18 protein-coding genes and 1 pseudogene are annotated in these 20,299 nt (G+C 35.9%); 12 read left to right on the top strand and 7 right to left on the bottom strand.

Annotated features, from left to right (window positions below):
* Positions 1-30: 30 nt before the first annotated feature.
* Both ACFX4R_RS28575 and ACFX4R_RS28570 read left to right on the top strand, forming a co-directional pair.
* Positions 31-3,141, top strand: a complete 3,111-nt coding sequence (locus tag ACFX4R_RS28575) for an efflux RND transporter permease subunit (RefSeq protein WP_377571622.1) — start codon at positions 31-33, stop codon at positions 3,139-3,141.
* A 49-nt stretch (positions 3,142-3,190) separates the two neighbouring features.
* Complete coding sequence (locus ACFX4R_RS28570) at positions 3,191-3,328, top strand: hypothetical protein (protein ID WP_377571620.1); 138 nt, start codon at positions 3,191-3,193, stop codon at positions 3,326-3,328.
* A gap of 127 nt (positions 3,329-3,455) precedes the next feature.
* Here the strand turns inward: ACFX4R_RS28570 and ACFX4R_RS28565 are convergent, their stop codons facing one another.
* The 6 genes from ACFX4R_RS28565 to ACFX4R_RS28540 all read right to left on the bottom strand — a co-directional run bounded on the left by ACFX4R_RS28565 (position 3,456) and on the right by ACFX4R_RS28540 (position 6,651).
* Positions 3,456-3,785 (bottom strand): bh protein, encoded by a 330-nt coding sequence (locus ACFX4R_RS28565; RefSeq protein WP_377571618.1) that lies wholly within the window; start codon positions 3,783-3,785, stop codon positions 3,456-3,458.
* 34 nt (positions 3,786-3,819) lie between these two features.
* A complete protein-coding gene (locus ACFX4R_RS28560) occupies positions 3,820-4,083 on the bottom strand; it encodes an HPr family phosphocarrier protein (RefSeq protein ID WP_377571616.1) in 264 nt (87 codons plus the stop codon).
* Between the two features lie 168 nt (positions 4,084-4,251).
* The gene (locus ACFX4R_RS28555; protein WP_377571613.1) at positions 4,252-4,620 is read right to left on the bottom strand and encodes a PTS glucitol/sorbitol transporter subunit IIA; all 369 of its coding nucleotides are present in this window, start codon (positions 4,618-4,620) and stop codon (positions 4,252-4,254) included.
* Positions 4,621-4,643: 23 nt separating this feature from the next.
* Entirely contained in the window at positions 4,644-5,687 is a 1,044-nt protein-coding gene (gene srlE / locus ACFX4R_RS28550; RefSeq protein ID WP_377571611.1) for a PTS glucitol/sorbitol transporter subunit IIB, read from the bottom strand.
* Between the two features lie 27 nt (positions 5,688-5,714).
* Positions 5,715-6,251, bottom strand: coding sequence for a PTS glucitol/sorbitol transporter subunit IIC (srlA, locus tag ACFX4R_RS28545; RefSeq protein WP_057275498.1), 537 nt, complete (start codon positions 6,249-6,251; stop codon positions 5,715-5,717).
* A 16-nt stretch (positions 6,252-6,267) separates the two neighbouring features.
* Entirely contained in the window at positions 6,268-6,651 is a 384-nt protein-coding gene (locus ACFX4R_RS28540) for a transcriptional regulator GutM (RefSeq protein ID WP_377571609.1), read from the bottom strand.
* A gap of 252 nt (positions 6,652-6,903) precedes the next feature.
* Here ACFX4R_RS28540 and pdhA point away from each other — a divergent pair, with 252 nt between their 5' ends.
* The 9 genes from pdhA (at position 6,904) to ACFX4R_RS28495 (ending at position 19,533) form a co-directional block, all read left to right on the top strand.
* On the top strand, positions 6,904-7,887 hold the full coding sequence (pdhA, locus tag ACFX4R_RS28535; protein WP_377571607.1) for a pyruvate dehydrogenase (acetyl-transferring) E1 component subunit alpha: 984 nt from the start codon (positions 6,904-6,906) through the stop codon (positions 7,885-7,887).
* A 17-nt stretch (positions 7,888-7,904) separates the two neighbouring features.
* A complete protein-coding gene (locus tag ACFX4R_RS28530) occupies positions 7,905-8,903 on the top strand; it encodes an alpha-ketoacid dehydrogenase subunit beta (RefSeq protein WP_377571605.1) in 999 nt (332 codons plus the stop codon).
* Positions 8,904-8,916: 13 nt separating this feature from the next.
* Positions 8,917-10,272 carry a dihydrolipoamide acetyltransferase family protein gene (locus ACFX4R_RS28525; RefSeq protein WP_377571603.1) on the top strand — a complete coding sequence of 452 codons (1,356 nt, stop codon included), beginning with the start codon at positions 8,917-8,919 and terminating at the stop codon, positions 10,270-10,272.
* Between the two features lie 12 nt (positions 10,273-10,284).
* Positions 10,285-11,682, top strand: coding sequence for a dihydrolipoyl dehydrogenase (gene lpdA, locus ACFX4R_RS28520; protein WP_377571601.1), 1,398 nt, complete (start codon positions 10,285-10,287; stop codon positions 11,680-11,682).
* 52 nt (positions 11,683-11,734) lie between these two features.
* A complete protein-coding gene (locus ACFX4R_RS28515) occupies positions 11,735-12,688 on the top strand; it encodes a sugar-binding transcriptional regulator (protein WP_377571599.1) in 954 nt (317 codons plus the stop codon).
* 157 nt (positions 12,689-12,845) lie between these two features.
* The gene (locus ACFX4R_RS28510; RefSeq protein ID WP_377571597.1) at positions 12,846-14,120 is read left to right on the top strand and encodes an MFS transporter; all 1,275 of its coding nucleotides are present in this window, start codon (positions 12,846-12,848) and stop codon (positions 14,118-14,120) included.
* A 228-nt stretch (positions 14,121-14,348) separates the two neighbouring features.
* The gene (locus ACFX4R_RS28505) at positions 14,349-15,302 is read left to right on the top strand and encodes a sugar-binding transcriptional regulator (RefSeq protein WP_377571595.1); all 954 of its coding nucleotides are present in this window, start codon (positions 14,349-14,351) and stop codon (positions 15,300-15,302) included.
* Positions 15,303-16,311: 1,009 nt separating this feature from the next.
* Entirely contained in the window at positions 16,312-17,652 is a 1,341-nt protein-coding gene (locus tag ACFX4R_RS28500; protein WP_377571593.1) for an NAD(P)H-dependent oxidoreductase, read from the top strand.
* A gap of 300 nt (positions 17,653-17,952) precedes the next feature.
* Entirely contained in the window at positions 17,953-19,533 is a 1,581-nt protein-coding gene (locus tag ACFX4R_RS28495) for an FGGY-family carbohydrate kinase (protein ID WP_377571591.1), read from the top strand.
* A gap of 206 nt (positions 19,534-19,739) precedes the next feature.
* On the opposite strand, the gene ACFX4R_RS28490 is transcribed toward ACFX4R_RS28495, so the two are convergent.
* Complete coding sequence (locus ACFX4R_RS28490) at positions 19,740-19,898, bottom strand: hypothetical protein (RefSeq protein ID WP_377571589.1); 159 nt, start codon at positions 19,896-19,898, stop codon at positions 19,740-19,742.
* A gap of 326 nt (positions 19,899-20,224) precedes the next feature.
* On the opposite strand from ACFX4R_RS28490, the pseudogene ACFX4R_RS28485 reads away from it, so the two are divergent.
* A pseudogene (locus tag ACFX4R_RS28485) lies at positions 20,225-20,299 on the top strand (citrate/2-methylcitrate synthase); the annotation flags it as partial.

Raw genomic sequence — 20,299 nt, 5'->3', positions numbered from 1 at the left:
ATTCATTATACAGTTGAAGGAGAATATGAATTGGGGAAGTTTATTAAATTTTCATTGAAAAATAAATTTGCAGTATGGCTGTTAACACTCTTTGTGATTATTGCAGGGCTGTATTCAGGATTTAATATGAAGCTAGAGACCATTCCTGATATTTCAACGCCTGTTGTAACAGTCAGTGCAACTTATCCGGGAGCCACTCCGGAACAAGTGGCAGACAAGGTGAGTAAGCCGATTGAACAAAAGCTTCAGGGACTTGGTGGTGTTGATACAGTTAGCTCTTCTTCTTATGAAAATATGGCTACCATTCAAGTAGAATACAGCTTTAGCCAAGATATGGGGAGGGCAGAAGACGAAGTTAGACGAGCTCTTTCAAACGTAAATCTGCCAGATGATGTAGAGGAACCAACTGTTTCGAGACAAAGCATTAGTGATTTTCCGATTATTTCATTAAGTGTTTCAGATGATAAAAAGTCATTAGAAGAATTAACGAAGTATGTAAAAAATACAGTTGTTCCACAAGTTGAAAAAGTGCAAGGAATTTCTTCGGTCAGCGTTTCGGGAGAACAAGTGGAAGAAGCAGAGCTTGTATTCAAACAAGACAAGCTTAAGCAGCTGGGACTCGATGAAGATACGGTGAAAAAGCTAATTCAAGCATCCGATACAAAAGTACCTGCTGGTACGTATACGATGGATGGATCCCAGAAATCCGTTGTGGTAGATGGAAAGATGACAACAGAAAAAGATTTGGAAAACGTAGAGATTCCAGCTGTGCCTAGCCAAGGAGCTGCTCAAGGTCAGCAGCAAGGAATGAGCCAGCAGCAGACACAAGGAGCAGCACAGCAGTCCCCGTCCGCAGCTTCTATTCCAACTGTGAAATTAAAAGAAATTGCTGATGTTAAAGTGACGGGGAAAGCAGAATCCATTTCCCGCACGAATGGCAAACCTTCAATTGCTGTACAAGTTGTCAAAGCGAAGGATGCGAACACAGTAAACGTTGTAAATGATATCAAAGAAAAAATGAATAGCCTAGAAAAGAAAAATAAAGACCTTCACATTGACAATATTTTTGATCAAGGTAAACCGATTGAAGATTCTGTTCATACGATGCTAAATAAAGCCATTATCGGTGCGGTCTTTGCGGTTATTATCATTCTTTTATTTTTACGTGATATTCGTTCAACGATTATTGCCGTTATTTCGATTCCACTTTCGTTATTAATCGCCATTTTAGCGCTCAAATCAATGGATATCTCTTTAAATATTATGACGCTTGGGGCGATGACTGTAGCGATCGGAAGGGTTGTAGATGATTCCATTGTCGTTATTGAAAATATCTACCGCCGCATGGCTTATCAGGAAGAAAAGCTTAAAGGAAAAGATTTAATAGTCGCTGCGACGAAAGAAATGTTCGTTCCGATTTTCTCTTCTACAGTCGTAACCGTAGCCGTATTTTTACCGTTAGGTCTAGTAGAAGGACCGGTAGGAGAACTATTCTTACCGTTTGCGTTAACGGTTGTCTTTGCCCTGTTAGCATCACTGCTAGTAGCCGTAACACTCGTGCCAATGCTTGCTCATTCGTTATTTAAAACAAATGTAAAAGTAAAGGAAGAAAAGCCAAGCAAGCTAGCGCATGGATACAAGCGAATCTTGAACTGCACGTTAAACCATAAGCTTATTTCCTTTGGGTTAGCCGTATTGCTATTAGTAGGAAGCTTATTTTTAGTTTCTTCTATTGGCATGAGCTTCCTTCCATCAGACGAAGAGAAAACACTGACGCTTACGTATACACCGAAAACTGGACAGTCTCAAAGCGAAGTAGAAAAAGCAGCGAATCGTGCAGAAGCGTACTTGATGAAACGTAATGGTGTCGAAACGGTTCAGTATTCTTTTGGTGAAGGTAACTCTTTTAATCCGGGAAGCAAAAATAATGTTTTAACATTTGTGCAATATGACGAGGATACACAAAACTTTGATAAAGAGCAGGATAAAGTAGTAAAAGCTCTTAATAAACAAGCGAATCAAGGTGAATGGGGCTCAATGAATACGGCGTCTAGTGGCAGCAATAATTCATTAAATGTCCTTATTTACGGAGATAGCTTAGATGAAATTAAACCTTATGCTGATAAAGTTCAGCACGTTTTAGAAAAGCATAAAGAACTAAAAAATGTCGATTCTACGCTTTCAGATACGTTTGATGAATATACGTTAATACCGAATCAAAAGAAAGCAGCTGAACTCGGCTTGTCTGCTAGTCAAATCGGCATGCAAATCTCGAACCTTGGACAACGTGAAGTATTAACAACGATTCAGAAAGGCGGAAACGAAATTAACGTATACCTTCCGAAAGAAAAAGAGGGTTTCTCTACTTTTGCCGAACTTTCAAGCACAAAAGTGACCTCTCAAACTGGACAGGAAGTTACATTAGATGAAGTTGTCGACATTAAAAAAGGGAAAACATCGAATACGGTAACGCGCCGTGATAATAAAATTTATGCAGAGGTAAGTGCCGATATTAAGAGTGACGATGTAGGCGGCGTTTCTTCTAACGTCCAAAAAGAAGTGAAAAAAATTGATTTGCCAAGTGATATGGATATTAACTTTGGCGGAGCATCAGAGCAAATTAATGACTCATTTAGTCAATTAGGAATTGCCATGCTTGCAGCCATCGGTATCGTGTATTTCGTACTGGTCCTGACATTTGGTGGAGGGCTAGCACCATTTGCTATCTTATTCTCACTTCCATTTACACTCATTGGTGCACTAGTGGCGCTGTTAATCTCTGGAGAAACGATTAGCATTTCTTCGATGATTGGAGCTCTTATGCTGATTGGAATTGTGGTAACAAATGCGATTGTCCTGATTGATCGCGTTATTCATAAAGAGCAAGAGGGCCTTTCAACGCGTGAAGCTTTACTAGAAGCTGGAATGACACGCCTTCGTCCAATCTTAATGACAGCTATTGCAACGATTGGTGCACTGCTTCCATTAGCTTTTGGATTTGAAGGTGGAGGCCTCATTTCAAAAGGGCTAGGGGTTACGGTAATTGGGGGACTAACAAGTTCTACGCTACTCACGCTCATTATCGTTCCAATTGTCTATGAGTTTTTTATGAAATTTAAGCGCAAAAAAGTAAAAGAATAGAAGCAAAGCATTTTTGCAAAACAAATTTCTGCTTTTGAGGTGAATAGCGATGAAGTCAATTGATAAACTAATGAAACAGCTGATTCAACAAGGAATTAAAGCAAAGAAAGTGACGATTGATAAATCAAAGCGCCAGCAGTGGATGTCCATGTCATTGCCTAAAACGGTATGGCAGCACTTAAAATAATACTTTTTGCAGTAGCAAAAAAGCCTTTAAGATATATTATCTTAAAGGCTTTTTTTCATTGCTATCAATAAAGTTCAAAGTCAATTAACTAAATAGGATTGATTGCGTTATATATAGTTTATATTTTCTATTGTTTAAATCGTTTAATTACTTTACGTGACTCGTTTAAATCATTCATAATTCGATAAGGTTTACTAATTACACGAACAGGAATCTTATATAAAAACCCACTTAAATTTTCTTTATATTCTGTTGTAATTCTTGAAGGTTTTGTAGATATACGATCATAAACTTCTTTATAAAATTCCTTCATAATATTTCTTTGGATTTTCATTGTACGTTCACACTCTTCACATTTAACGCTTTCGAGCTTGCTATTAACGTAACTAATAATGTGGGGAGTTTCTTCATTACAAGTAATACAGTATAAATCAGATTCCATTTCAGAACTTTTCATGTTGTTCCTCTCCTTAACATCGATCGTTCTAAGCCTAATCATCTAGTTTGTATTCAATAAAGTTGACCAAAGATTTGATTACTTGTTGTTCGTCCGGCCCTTCGGCTTCTATTCTAATGATTGATCCTTTTGAAATTGCTAGACTCATGAGGCCCATAATGCTTTTACCATTAACCTTTCTTTCACCTTTTATGACTGAAACTTCAGATTGAAAATTATTTGATATTTTCACAAACTGTGTTGCTGGCCTTGCATGTAAACCAGTTTCATTCATAATACTTATTTCAACAGAATTCATAAAAAGTCCTCCAGCTTCCTTTTAAAGTATTTTCTTCATTTCTTCCTACTTATCTAAAAAAGGCATGCTTAGTAATGTAAAATAATAGTTTTTTTGTCTTTTTCTAACCTAAGATAATCTTTTTAAAGGTCCTAATCTATAGTTTTACTGCAATAAATATCTATGTTTCTAAGGTAATTGTCTAAAAATAAGTTGAGTCGAAGTAGAAATTTTAGGGATATCTTTTTCTTCTACACAAATCATTCCAGGCATGTCAGCTTCTGAAGAACCGTCAAAAGTTACAGTTGAATGTCCTAAATCCCTCATTGTTTCATTCGCTTTATTTCCAACAAAAGTAACTTTAAAAGACTTGTTATCTATTACTAATTCATCGCCTACTTTAATATCCTCTTCTAATGAGCAACGTTTATGCACTATGGAAACATCTCGTAAATCTGAAGGGGCAGATTCATTAAATAAAATCATCATCTTTTCTTGTAAAAATAGCTCGACTTGTGAACCAACCTCTATAACAGTAGAATCATAAATCTTTTTCATAATAATCATCCTCCAATTAGTTATTATTCGTATAGTCCAAAACTAAATACATAGGCAATTGCTACAGCTAGTGGACCTGTAATTAGCCTTGACATTAGTACCGCTGGCACACCCACTTCGACTGTTTCGGGCTCAGCTTCACCAAGAGTTAAGCCTACTGGAACAAAGTCACATCCTGCTTGAGGATTAATTGCAAATAAGGCTGGTAAAGCTAAGTTTGGTGGAATGTTTCCTCTACCAATTTCTACTCCTATTAATACACCAACCACCTGAGCGATAACGGCTCCAGGACCTAATAGTGGTGATAAGAGAGGAACTGCACAGATGACCGATAGGAGTAGAAGCCCTAAAATATTTCCAGCTAGTGGAGATACAAATTTAGCAATTAGATCTCCAATCCCTGTATACAAAATAATCCCAATGATTGTACTAACTAAAGCCATGAAAGGTAATATATTTTTAATGACCTGTTCAACTGTTTCACGTGCTGCTTGATAGAAGATTCCAACTACGCCACCCATACTTCGTCCAATTTTTTCAATGAGTGATACCTTAGCTGGATCCTTTGAGGCATATTGAGCAGCTTTTTTCTTTGCTTCTTCTTTTAATTGTTGAGGCGTTAAGGAAGCAGATTCTTGCTTTGATTTAGGCTGAGCACTCTCTTCAGATCCTTCGGAGACAGATTCGATATTTTCTTCTTTTACACCGGATACAAAGTTATGTTCTTTAATAAAGTTCATTAGGGGGCCTGAAGGAGATGTGGGTGTTAAATTTATTGTCATTACTCCCATTTTTGGATAAACACCACAGCGTGCAGTTCCACCACAATCGATGATGACACAGGCCATCTGATTACTTTCAATAGATGTCTTAAATCCGTCTATGGCTATTCCACCCGTTAAGTCAGCAATTTTTTGCGCTATAGGGTGTATGCCTCCTCCAGTAACCGATACAATATATTTCCGATTTTCATTTGGTTCAATAACCAATGGTCCTCCCCATCCACTGTTTCCTTTAGAAATTTTAACTGACTTAAATGAAGTTAGAACAGCTTGACTTTGGCCCATTTGTATTCTCCCTCTCTTTAGAGTAGATTAGTTAGACGCTGCTTTTAATTCTCTATTTTTCATCATTTTAATAGTAATCTTTTCTGTTATAATCCCTCTAATTAAAATTACGATAATCCCTACGATAAAGAAGCGAATTGCTAATGGTCCAAGGGATAAGTGTAGTTGAGTAATGCCTGCGGATATTCCTGTATAGACAAATAGTTCAGCTGCGTTTGCATGTGGAAAAAGTCCTGTTATTGGATGTACTAGTGAAACAGCCGAATCATAGAACGCAGGCTTTTGTCTTTCAGGTAAAAACTTTCCGAAAGTATAAGCCATTGGATTTGTTAAGAAAAATACAGCTAATATGGGGAAGACAGTGTATCGTAAAATGATATTTTTAGTGCATTTTTGTGCAAACCTTTGAATCTTTTCTTCTCCAACCAATTTAATAATGGCATTAACAGCTGTAATCAAACAGATCAGAGTGGGAACAATTCCTGTTAACATTCCAACAAATGTTTCCCCACCTTTTTGAAACATACCTATAAAACCTTCTGCTAACTTTACAATCCAATCCATCATTATCACTCCTTTTTTATAGAACAGAAACCTTTTTGTTCATTTGTAAATGTATTTTTTCAATTGCCATCTTTAAAGATACATGATATTTATTTTCGTACTTCGAAACGTTTACATCTAGAATATCTAAATTTTTAAAACGCTTACATTTTTTGAACTTTGCAAAGACTGTAACACCGGACATAATCCTACAATCAACAACAGTTCCTTTCACATCAGTTACCATTATTAAAACAGTTCCAGTTCCAAATCTTTTCTTATCAACTCCTATACCTAGGTAACCAGAAGAGTGATTGCTCATTTCTTTAACGGTTTGGTGATAGTGTTTTAATTGTTTTTTTGTCATCAAAAATTGTAATAGCCAAAGTACTATAAAAATAGCGATGAATGCTCCCCACATTTCCACACCCCTTAACAAAAGTTCTTTAAACTTACTTTTGTTAAGAGTATAAATTCTTCTTGTTAAGATTGTCAATAACATTAGTCTGAAAAATTAAAAATATTTAAATAACCCACTAATATAGGAGTTATTTAGGATTATTGTTTGTTGCGTTTAAAAAAATAATTTTTCTACTTGACGAATTATCTGAAAATAAATATGATATTAACAAAGGTAACAATAAAGAACAAATGTAAATAAGGAGGAAATGCCATGCTCAGTACAATGAAATTACCTTCTCATATCACAGAGAAGAAACTTAAAAGTCTTTATAAAGAAATGTGGCTCATTCGCTACTTTGATGAAAAAGTGGATCAATTTTTTGCAAAGGGAATGATTCATGGAACTACTCACCTCTGCGTTGGACAAGAGGCATCAGCATCTGGATCAATCGGAGTATTGCAAGCTAAGGATAAAATTATAAGTACACATCGAGGCCATGGTCATTGTATTGCAAAAGAAGGTGACGTCAACAAAATGATGGCTGAATTGTTTGGAAGAGTAACAGGTTATTGTAAAGGCAAAGGCGGTTCAATGCACATTGCGGATGTTGAAAAAGGTAATCTTGGAGCTAATGGAATTGTAGGTGGAGGAATTCCACTTGCTGTAGGTGCTGCTTTAACTTCTAAAATGAAAAACCAAGAATATGTTGTGTTATGCTTTTTCGGGGATGGTGCTTCCAATGAAGGAAGCTTCCACGAAGCTTTAAACTTAGCAGCTATTTGGGATTTACCAGTTGTGTTCATTTGTGAAAACAATCAGTACGGAATGTCAGGACCAGTAAAAGAAATGACAAGAATTGAAAATATCGCAGAACGTGCAAACGCTTACGGTATCCCTGGAAAAGTAGTAGATGGGAATGACATGATTGAAATCATGAATACCGTACATGAAGCAGTAGAGAAAGCTCGGGAGGGTAATGGGCCTGCTTTAATTGAAATGAAAACTTACCGTTGGAAAGGTCATTCTAAAAGTGATGCGAAAAAATATCGTACACGTGAAGAAGAAACAGAGTGGAGAAAGAAAGATGGTATCAAGCGATTTAAGGATTTGTTGATAGAAGAAAAAATATTGAGTGAAGAAGAAGCAAATAAACTACAAGAAGAGGCGAAAAAAGAAATTGAGGAAGCTGTGAAGTTTGCTGAAAACAGCCCAGAACCACCATTAGAGAGTCTTTTAGAAGATGTTTATGCTTAAAGTCGGGAGGAATTAATATGACGGAGATTAAAACAAGGGAAATTACGTACTTAGAAGCAGTTAGAGAAGCTATGAGTCAAGAGATGCGTCAGAATGAAGACGTATTCATACTAGGTGAAGATATTGGGGTATATGGCGGAGCATTTGGTGTGACGCGCGGAATGATTGAGGAATTTGGGCCAGAACGTGTTCGTAACACACCTATTTCAGAAGCAGCAATCGCAGGTGGTGCAGTTGGAGCTGCTCTTACCGGTATGAGACCGATTTTAGAATTGCAATTTTCTGATTTTATTACAATCGCAATGGATCAACTAGTGAACCAGGCAGCTAAAACTCGTTATATGTTCGGTGGTAAGGGAAAGGTTCCAATGGTTGTAAGGACACCTGCTGGTTCAGGTACAGGAGCAGCAGCTCAACACTCACAAAGTTTAGAAGCTTGGATGGCCCATATCCCAGGTTTAAAAGTTGTTCAGCCATCTAATGCCTATGATGCTAAAGGTCTTTTAAAAGCAGCGATGGACGATGATAACCCTGTTATTTTTTATGAGCATAAATTATTATACCGAACACAGTGCGATGTACCAGAAGAACAATACTCTATTCCATTAGGAAAAGCAGATATTAAACGTGAAGGAAAAGATGTCACCATTGTAGCGACCGCAATTATGGTACATAAGGCATTAGAAGCAGCAACAGAATTGGAGAAAGAAGGAATTGATGTAGAAATCATTGATCCACGTACAATTGTTCCTTTAGATGAGGAAGCTATTATAGAGTCTGTGAAAAAGACTGGTCGTCTTATCGTAGTACACGAAGCAGTTAAACGCGGCGGATTCGGTGGCGAGATTGCTAGTATGATTGCTGAAAGTGAAGCATTCGATTATTTAGATTCTCCAATCAAACGGTTAGGAGGGTTAGCAGTTCCGGTTCCTTATAATCCAACATTAGAGAAGGCTGTTATTCCTCAAGTTCCAGATATTATTGAAGCAGTCAAAGAAACAGTTCGTTTTAAATAAGGGGAGTGAAAACATGGCAAAAGAGATTTTTATGCCAAAACTAAGTAGTACGATGGAAACTGGCACCCTCCTCGAGTGGTTTAAAGAAGAGGGAGATACGGTTGAAATAGGGGAACCACTTTTTGAAATCTTAACAGATAAAATTAACATTGAAGTTGAAGCATATGACGATGGTATTTTATTAAAGAAATATTTTGATACTGATGACCAAGTGCCAGTTAACCATGTAATTGGTTATATCGGTCAAGCAAATGAACAAGTACCTGCAGAATCTCCAGGTGAGTCGGGCGAATCAAATGAATTAAGTGAATCAAGTGAGCAAATAGTTCAAGAAGAAACAGTAGACGAGAAGGCTGAAAGACCATTAGTAGCTGCCTCAGTTATTTCTGGCGAAAAACCGCGTGCTACCCCAGCAGCAAGAAGAATTGCAAAAACGAATCAAGTGGAGTTAACAGCCATAGCTGGAAGTGGTCCAAACGGAAGAGTTCATGTAAAAGACGTCAATGAATACGTTAATGAAGATCAAGTACATTCAAAAATCACACCACTAGCTAACAAAATAGCTAAACAAGAGAACGTAGATATAACTACAATTACAGGAAGTGGCCTAAACGGTAAAATTGTTAAACAAGATATATCTGCGGCTATTCAAGAAAAGACCACAAAAGCACCAGCCCCTTCACAGAAACGAAGAAAAATTGGTGGCATGCGTAAGGTAATTTCAGATCGAATGTCTCAAAGTGCTTTCACAGCACCTCATGTTACGTTAACAAGTGAGATTGATATGACAAAGGTAAAAGAGTTACGTGTTCAACTTTTACCTATTGTTGAAAAGCAAACAGGCATGCGATTATCTTATACAGAAGTAATTATAAAAGCAGTAGGGCTAGTATTGTCACGTTTTCCAGCAGTCAATGCATCTTTTATAAATGATGAAATTATATACAATGATGCTGTTCATATCGGTTTGGCGGTTGCTGTTCCAGATGGGTTAATGGTACCTGTTCTTAAAGATGTAAATCAAAAAGGCTTAGCAGACTTAACAATGGAAGCAAAAGATATTGGTAAACGCGCAAGAGAACAAAAGTTATTACCTGATCAATTAAAAGGTTCAACATTTACAATTAGTAACCTTGGGATGTATGCAATAGACGCATTTACACCAATTATTAATCAACCAGAAACAGCTATCTTAGGGGTAGGTAGAATGCTAGAGAAACCTGTAGTTATAAATAGTGAGATTGAAGTCCGTCCAATGATGACATTAAGCATGTCATTTGATCATCGTGTAATTGATGGAGCTCCAGCAGCAGAATTTTTAACAGAACTCAAACGTGTTCTCGAGAATCCGTTTGAATTGCTAGTATAAGAGGTGGAAAATATGATGAATGCTTATGAAGTTGTAGTAATAGGTGGAGGACCAGGTGGATACGTAGCCGCATTACATGCGGCAGAGCTTGGAAAAAAAGTTGCATTAATTGAGGCTGATTTTTTAGGTGGAACCTGCTTGAATAGAGGTTGTATTCCTTCTAAAACGTTGTTGAAGCACGCTGAGGTAATTGAGTCTATTGAAAAAGCGCAATCGTGGGGAATTGAAACAGGAGAACTTTCTTTCTCGTTAGACAAAATGAAAAAGCGCAAAGATGATGTCATTCATCGTTTACGACAAGGAATTTCTTATTTGCTAAGCCAAGGGAAAATAGATGTTTATGAGGGGTTTGGCAAGGTTGAAGAAGGAAAAAAGATTAGAATTGAATCAAACGGAAAAGAAGAAAGCATTCAAGCTGAACGTATTATTATAGCCACAGGATCGACTCCTATTATTCCACCAATAGAAGGTTTAGCCTCTGTTGATTTTGACACAAGCGATACAATTTTTGATATTCAAGATATTCCTAAATCAGTTGTTATTATAGGTGGGGGTGTCATTGGCGTAGAATTTGCCTGTATCTTTGCTAGCTTAAAAGCAGAAGTAACAGTGATTGAAGCAGCAGATCGCATTATTCCAAGTGAAGATATAGATGCTTCCAAGATGTTAAATAAACTTCTTAAGAAAAAAGGTATTCAGTTTCATACAAGTACCAAGGTCACAAAAGTTCAAGAGAGAAACATGCAAAAAGTGGTCACGTGTGTAGATTCAAAAGGAAAAGAGCACCTGTTTGAAACAGAGACTCTTATCTTGAGTGTGGGGCGAAAACCGAATCTCTCAGCTGTCCAAAACACAAACTTGGCAATGGAAGGACCTTTCATCAAAGTCAATGAAAAGATGGAAACAAGTATTCCTGAAATTTATGCAGTTGGCGACGTAGTTGGGGGTTACCAATTAGCTCATGTTGCGAGTGCAGAGGGAATTGTAGCTGCTAAAAATGCAAGTGGAGTTTATGATGAGATTGATTATAAAGTAGTGCCTCGCTGTATTTATACATTACCTGAGGTAGCTAGTGTAGGAATCACAGAAGCAGAAGCAAAAAAACAAGGAATGTCTGTTCGGGTTGAGCGCTTTGACCATACTGGAAATGGAAAAGCTCTGGCCTCAGGAGAATCAGAAGGTTTTGTGAAAATAGTATATGAAGAAAAATACGGAGAGATAATTGGTGTAACAATGGTTGGTTCACATGTTACCGAGATGATTTCTGAAGCTTCTGCTTTTGTATACCTAGAGGGAACAGTCGAGGAAGTGTCAAAAATGATACATCCTCACCCAACTGTTTCTGAATCATTTTATGAAGCAGCTATCAATAGTGTAAACGCTATGAGAAAGAAAGGTGTTCTTGTCTAATAGAGAATACATCTTTGTTAGTTAATAGATTTAGCTAAAAAGAGGCGATGGCATGGTAGTAGGTTGGGAAGAAAGAAGACAACTGGTAAAAGTGGCTAATTTATATTATATGGATGGGTGGACGCAAGAGCAGATTGCTAAGAAAGTAGGCGTATCTCGACCTATTATTTCGAGAATTCTGCAGAAGGCAAGAGATTCAAAAGTGGTAGAAGTTTATATTAAGGACGAAAATATTCATACAGTGGAATTGGAACAACAGCTCGAAAAGCGATATGGATTGAAGGATGCAATTGTTGTATCTACTGTAGGGTTAACACCTGATATGGTTAAAAAAGCAGTAGGTCAAGCAAGTGCCTATTATCTTTCTAAGTATTTAAAGAAAGGAAATGTAAGCCAACTTGGTATTTCATGGGGTTCTACTTTAGCTGAATTAGTAAAAGAATATCCGTTTGAACGAAAAGAGCAGATGAACATTGTACCTCTTGTAGGTGGTATGGGAACACAACATGTTGAAATTCATGCAAATCAACTGGCTTATGAGTTAGCTAAAAAAATGAGTTGTACGTGTTCGTACTTATATGCTCCTGCAATTGTAGAAACAAAAGAATTGAAGGAACGTCTAGTAAGTATGAGGGAAATTTCGTCTGTCCTTGATGAAGGAAAAAAAGTAGATGTGGCCCTTATTGGATTAGGAAATCCTTATAAAGGTTCTATGCGGAAGCTTGGTTACCTAAAAGATAACGACCTAAAGCAATTACGAAAAATAGGCGTTGTAGGTGACATTGGATCTCGCTTCTTTGATGAATCGGGAGTTGTTGTTAACCATCCATTAAATGATAAAGTAATTGCTCTGCCATTAGAGCAACTTAAAAGAGTAAAAGAAGTAATAGGAGTAGTTGAGGGGGCTCATAAGGTAGAAAGTGCCCAAGCTGCTCTAAAAGCAAACTATTTAGATGTACTTATTATAGATGAACAAACTGCATTAGCGCTTTTAGAGGCAAAATAATAGAGCTGACTCAAAGGTTATTTTATTAAATTCCTTTGAAGTCAGCTCCTTTATGTACGTATTAATAAATTTAAACAATATTTACACGCGTTGAAAATAGAAAATTCTTATTTTTTTTGAATTTGTATCTTTATAAAAGAAAAGAGGGAAGAAGAGTATGCCGAGATTCTTAGAAAAGTTAGGTATGGACTCAAAAATGGCTTTAGGTTACTTAGGGGTTATACTTTTTATGATGGGTGATGGACTTGAGCAGGGGTGGTTATCTTCTTATTTAACTGACAATGGTTTGAGTATTCAACAGTCAGCTTTATTATTTAGTGTATATGGAGTTGCAGTTGCACTTGCTTCTTGGTTTTCAGGAGTATTGGCTGAAATTCTAGGAACTAGAAAGGCTATGACATTGGGAGTAGCCTTATTTTTGATAGGGACAATTGTTTTTTTAACCATTGGTTTACCGTCTATGAATCTTTGGATCATGATACCGACGTACTCTCTTAGAGGATTGGGGTATCCCCTATTTGCTTATTCTTTTTTAGTTTGGCTTACATACTATACGCCAAACAATAAACTCGGAACGGCTGTAGGGTGGTTTTGGTTCTCATTTGCAGCTGGCTTAAATGTATTAGGGGCTTATTATTCAAGTTTTGTACTCCCTATTTTAGGTGAAATCAACACTTTATGGAGTGCTGTGGTTTTCACGGGTATAGGAGCCTTAATTGCAATTATGACAAATAGGGATGATGCTAGTAGTGGAAAAAACTTTGAAAACAGGCAAGACATGGCTAGGTATTTATTAAAAGGTATTACAATTGCATTTGAAAAACCTAAAATTGGTTTAGGTGGTATTGTAAGAACAATTAACACAACTGGTGCATACGGTTTTGTGGTTTTTATGCCTGCTTATATGATGGAGATTGGCTTTACAAGAACCGAATGGTTACAAATTTATGGATCACTTTGGACCAGTAATATTTTCTTTAATTTAATCTTTGGGATTGTTGGGGATAGGCTAGGTTGGCGTAATACAGTTATGTGGTTTGGAGGGGTAGGGTGTGCTATTTTTACTGCGGCATTTTACTATGTTCCAACCCTTCTAGGACCAAATTATTTCTTTACAATCATTACAGCATGTTGCTTTGGTGCTTGTTTAGCTGCATATGCACCATTGTCTGCATTAATCCCTTCATTAGCAGGGAATAATAAAGGAGCTGCTATGTCCGTACTTAATCTTGGAGCAGGTCTAAGTACATTTCTTGGACCAGCAATTGTTGGCGCTTTCATCGGAAGTATAGGTACATTGGGGGTTATATGGATATATACCATTTTGTATCTCCTTAGTGCATTCTTAATGAAATTTATTCAGCTTCCTAAGAAGGAAGAAGAAAACGATAATTTTACCAATTTAAAGGATGTAGTAGGCTCTTCAAATTAAATAGTAATTTTTAAATAATAATAATAAGGACGTCTCTTACAGAGCGTTCTTTTTTTATATACCAACAATCTTTTGCTTATGAGAGGAACTTAATTCTTAGAAATAGTTTTACCGTTACTGAGGTTTCTTATTTACTTAAAATGTACTTTTATGTAAGAGTAAGATGTTCTCATTTGATATGGTTATTGCTATACTAAAAAGCATACAAACAGATAAAGAGGCGATTGTATGTTAAATTGGGAAGAAAGAAAGCAGATGGTGAAATTAGCTAATCTGTATTATATAGAGGGTTGGACACAACAACAGATTGCTAAGAAGGTAGGAGTATCAAGGCCTATTATTTCTAAACTTCTACAAAGAGCAAAAGAGCTTGGAATAATAGAGGTTTATATTAAAGACGAGAGTGTCCATACTGTCGATCTAGAACTAAAACTTGAAAAAAAATATGACTTACAAGATGCCATTGTTATATCCACAGTAGGATTAACTCCAGAAATGACTAAGAGAGCAGTGGGACAGGCCGGTGCTTATTATCTCTCTAAGTATTTAAAGAGAATGGATGCAAAAAAACTTGGTATTTCATGGGGATCTACTTTAGCTGAATTGGTAAAAGAATATCCATTTGAGAGAAAAGAAGAAATGAATATTGTGCCCCTCGTAGGTGGTATGGGAACACAACATGTAGAAATTCATGCTAATCAATTAGCTTATGAATTAGCTAAAAAAATGGGTTGTACATGTTCCTACTTATATGCTCCCGCGATTGTAGAAACAAAGGAACTTAAAGAGCACCTAGTAGCTATGAAAGAAATTTCTTCTGTTCTTGAAGAGGTTAAGGAAGTAGATTTAGCTCTTGTAGGTATAGGAAATCCCCACAAAGGATCTACTATGAAGGAACTTAATTATTTAAAAGAAGATGATTTGCAAAATCTTCGTAAAATGGGTGCTGTTGGTGATATTGCCTCTCGTTTTTTTGAAGCGTCAGGAGAATCGGTTGACCATCCGTTAAACGACAAAGTAATTGGCTTATCACTAGAAGATTTAAGGCAGATTAAAAAGGTCATTGGAGTAGTTGAGGGAACTCACAAGCTAGAGAGTGTTGAGGCTGCTCTAAAAGGGAATTATTTAGATGTGCTAATAATTGACGAACAAACAGCCTCGGCTCTTTTACGAGGAGAATAACAAGTCATTAAATCAGGTACTTTAGATTTTACTTTATTTTTGCAATTTAGTCCTAATGAAACTATTTATGTATTCTTTAAAAAAAGGTGCCTCAAAAACCTAGTATTTTCACTTTAATTTTAGGGCACCTTTTAGTACGTTTTACTGTATGAAAAACCTTTTTTATCTAATTCTATGAGAAGTAATCTATCTATTATGTACCAGTCTGACTGATTTAGTATAACTACTGAATAAATTATATAACTGATTTTAAAAGTGCCAAAATAATTTATAAATCTTCCTGCTAGCTACTTAATCCTCCAGCATGATATTAATATCCCTATGTTCATACGCTATATTTTCAGCAGGAACAAGTGTAATCGTTAATACATGTTCCCCTTCTCCGTTTATTACTCCTTTAAAATCTTTTGCAATTTAAAAACGTAATACTACATCTTTAATATTTTCAATATGTAATTTAAGTAATGTTAATAAGAAAGTTGTATATACTCTCTTGTTTAATCTTCCTTTAGAATGGGTTTGATGAATAACTGCTATACCAGTTATTCATCAAACCCATTTTTAAGTTCAGGGCGTTGAGAAACTCTTAAAAGTTGATACATTTGTTCTTTTTATAAACTTTTGTAAAAAATAAAAATAGTTTTTAATAAAGATTAAACCAACTAATAAGATTTGAATCATATAAATAACTGTTTTATAGGTATTTATAATAATTTTCTAAAAATTTTCATTGACAAAATATACAATTGAATTTTATAATTTTAACAAAGGTAACTAATAAGAACTTTTGTAAAGAATCAACTAACCTTCATCCTTTTTGCTTCTTTGTAGTTGATCTATTTCAATGATAATTAGTGTAAACGTTTCCTTGTTTGTCTGTAATTAAGATTAAGTTTTAGTTTTTCTACATCTAAAATGTTCACATTAATTCTGTTATGCAAAGACCAAAAATTCTTATATGATGTTTCATCATAAATTAATTTACATATTTTATTAGGAGGTTTGAAACATGTTGGGATTAAACTATAAATTAAGAGAATTAGAGAAAATGGGCAGAGAAATACGTGTTGGTTTAATTGGTTGTGGGCAAATGGGGAGAGGTATGATTTCTCAAATTGAAGGTATGAAAGGTATGCGAGTCGTTGCTACAGCCGATCTCCATACTTCTTTGATTCAACAAGCCTATTTAAAAGCTGGTATCAATGAACAGGAAATTGTTTTAACAGGTCAGATTGAAGAGGCAGAACAAGCTATTGAACAAGGAAAAGTCGTAGGTACAGTTTATAGTGAGTTGGTTACAAGTTTACCAAGCGTTGATGTTGTTGTAGACGCCACTGGTGTTCCAAATTTGGGAGCTGAAATTGCTTGGAAATCTATTTTAAATAAAAAGCATATCGTTATGCTAAATGTAGAGGCAGATGTGACAGTTGGGCCTCTTCTAAAACAGATGGCAGATGCAAGTGGCGTTGTATATACGGGATCAGCAGGTGATGAACCAGGAGCAGTAATGGAACTATATGATTTTGCAGATGCAATTGGTTTTGAGATTATTGCATTAGGAAAAGGAAAAAATAATCCATTAAACCACGAAGCTAACCCTTCCTCTGCAGAAGCAGAGGCTAAAGCGAAAGGTGCTAGCCCTAAAATGATTGCTTCATTTCAAGATGGAACAAAAACTATGGTTGAAATGAATGCAGTTGCAAATGCAACTGGATTTTTACCAGATAAACCAGGCATGCATGGTCCTTCCGGTACTGTCAATGAGTTACCCTCTTTGTTTCAGGAAAAAGAAAAAGGTGGAATTTTATCTGGTAAGGGAATTGTTGACTACGTAAATGGGGTAGCCCCAGGTGTATTTGCAATTATCTCTTCAGATAAAGAGGAAGTTCATCATGAAATGAATTATTTAAAAATGGGTGATGGGCCAAATTATGTGTTATACCGTCCTTATCATTTAACAAGTCTTGAAACACCACTTTCGGTTGCTCGTGCTTATTTTCATAAGGAAGCAACTATTGCTCCGTGGCATGGTCTCCAAGCTGAAACAGTAGCTGTAGCAAAGAAAGACTTGAAACCAGGAGATCGCCTTGATGGTATTGGAGGATATACAGTATACGGTAAATTACTAACCCATAGTGAAGCTTCCGCAGTAAATGCTCTTCCAATTGGATTGGTCGATCCAAATGTTGTAGTAACTCGTTCGATAAAACAAGGAGAAATTATTACGTACGGAGATATTGAACAGGAGAAAGAATCAATGATTTGGAAGTTACGTTCGTTGCAAGCACAGAGTATAAATAAGGCGCCTGTTAAAAATAAATTAGTAAAATTAAACCCTATTTTAGTTTAGGAAGAAGGTTTATAATAACTGTACAGCATTTAAATAAATGAAAGTAATCAGGTCAAAATATATTTATTTTGATCTGATTTTTCTCTATCATTTATAAAAATCAAAAAATTTAGTCAATAGATTAGTCTTAGTTTATATTGTCGTTTATGCTCATTATTTAATGTAATGGAAATTACATATTACCTCAATATTAAGAACAAGTATAGCAACTAAATTTTATTGTCATACCTGCAGTTAGAAGCTTTTAAGAAGATAAGTTACAACTTAGATAGTTTAACTTTGGGAAGAGGGGAATGTAGAATGAAAAAGGAGCTAGTCATTGGAATAGATGCGGGAACAGAGAGTGTTAGAGTAGTGATATATGACTTATACGGAAATCAGGTAGGATTAGGTGTTACTGGATACCAAACATATCATCCCCATCCCGGTTGGGCAGAGCAAGATCCAGGTGAATGGTGGTCTGCTTTAGTCAGCAGTATAAGAAAGGCAATGAAGCAATCTGGGGTTACTAAAGAACAGATTATCGGCTTAAGTCTAGACACAACCTGTGCTACTATTATCCCTTGCAAAAGTGACGGAACACCATTAAGACGCGCTCTATTATGGATGGATGTTCGATCTCACGAGGAAGCTCAATTTATTTCGTCTACTAGACATGATGCCTTAAAATACAACGGTTATGGAAAGGTTTCTCCGGAGTGGATGGTGTGTAAAGCTCTATGGCTAAAAAGGAATGAACCTCACATTTATAAGAGCGCAAATAAACTCATGGATTTTTCCGATTGGTATACGTACAGACTTACGGGTAGATACACTGGGAGTATTAGTACAACTACTTATAGATGGCATTATAATCAAAACGAAGGAGGCGTTCCTCAGGATTTTTATGAATCAGTTGGTTTGGGTGATATTTTCGAAAAACTTCCGCAAGATATATGTAAATTGGGTGAACATATTGGTGGACTTACTAAAGAAGTAGCAGAAGAATTAGGATTAAGAACAGGAACACCTGTGGCCCAGGGAGGCGTAGATGCTCTTAATGGTATAATTGGTTTAGGAGTAGCTCAACCAGGAAAACTAGCTCTTATTACGGGATCCTCACATAATATTTATACATTAACAAATAAACCAGTTCATGCAAAAGAAATATTGGGTTCCTTTCCTGGTGCAGTAGTTCCAGGTTTAAATCTGGTAGAGGCAGGACAGTCTTCTTCTGGTTCTACTATCAAATGGTTAAGAACAAATTTTTGTAAGGATTTAGAGATTATAGCTAACAATAAAAATGTAAGTGTTTATGATTTACTAACTCAAGAGGCAATTAATATTCCTCCAGGTTCTGAGGGTCTTATTGTATTAGATTACTGGCAAGGAAATCGATCACCGCATGTTGATCCAAATGTTAGAGGTCTAATATCTGGATTGTCTTTAAAACATGGGCGAGCTCATATTTATCGCGCTATTATGGAAGCGATTTCTTATGGAACAGATTGTAATATTCGTAACTTTAGAAGCAATGGAATTGATGTCGATGAAGTATATGCGGCTGGAGGAGCAACAAATAGTGAGTTGTTTTTACAAATTCATGCTGATGTAAGTAATATCTCTATAAATGTGCCTGAAGATAATCAAGTGGCTTGTTTAGGATCTGCAATCTTAGCTAGTGTGGCTGGAGGAGCTTATAAAGATATTGAAGAAGCTGCAGCCAATATGGTACGTTTTAAACAAAAACAAATAGAGCCTAATAGAGAAAATCACGAAAGATATCAACTATATGCTGAACAGTACAGAAAAGCATATCCACAGTTCCACAATTGGATGTGGGAAAACACGAAGATTAACCAGAATCAATCAATTAATGTTCAAAAGGAAATCCTAGTTTAATTAAAAACAAAGCAAAACAATTTACCTATACTTTTCTGCTTAGAAATTAATCAATGACTAATTTAGTAAAAAACGTCAAATGGCTTATACAAATAAATATAAGAAAGTATTAGTAGTAATTAATTTTATATAAAATACCTTAGAAAAACCCATACCTACTATGTTTGTTTATATCCTTCTAATAAAGAAACTCATCAAAAAATTCTTTACCCCACTAAAAATAGGATTTTTTGATGAGTTTTTTCTAATTTTTTGGCTTCCTCTTCATGTTTTTCTTTCACCACCATAATTAAGTCTTCTACGGAGATGCTACGGGCAAACTGCTCTTTTTCTTCGTCTTTCTTCACGAAAAGCTGAAATAACACAATGTTTTTCTTAGTGTGATAAAATGATGCTCACTCAGCTTTCTCCCTATCTTATGTGTGCCCTTAAATGCTTCTAAATTTTTTCCATGGATAAAATAACAATTGATTCCACAGTATTCTTCTTGAAATATAGATAAGAGTTCTTGCTTAATATACTTATTTACCGTTGTGACAGAAATATCAAGTTGCTGCGCTACTTCTTTTTTCATAAGTCCTAGCTTTTTTAATTCTTCTTGTTGGATATATGTATAAATGGTTTTCTTTTATGAAGCAGATAACATGATTATTATATATTCAAAAATAATTTTGACAAAGTTACAAATACTCACATTTTAGAGCAGTATTCAAACAATCGTTTGATTCGTCCAAGAGCTGATTATATCGGTCCTGGAAAACAAACG

Origin of the sequence: Priestia sp. YIM B13490 (genome assembly GCF_042787735.1) — a bacterium.
Taxonomy (GTDB): Bacteria; Bacillota; Bacilli; order Bacillales; family Bacillaceae_H; genus Priestia; species Priestia megaterium.
The sequence above is the reverse complement of the archived record's forward strand: the minus strand, read 5'-3'. Positions and strand labels throughout refer to the sequence as shown.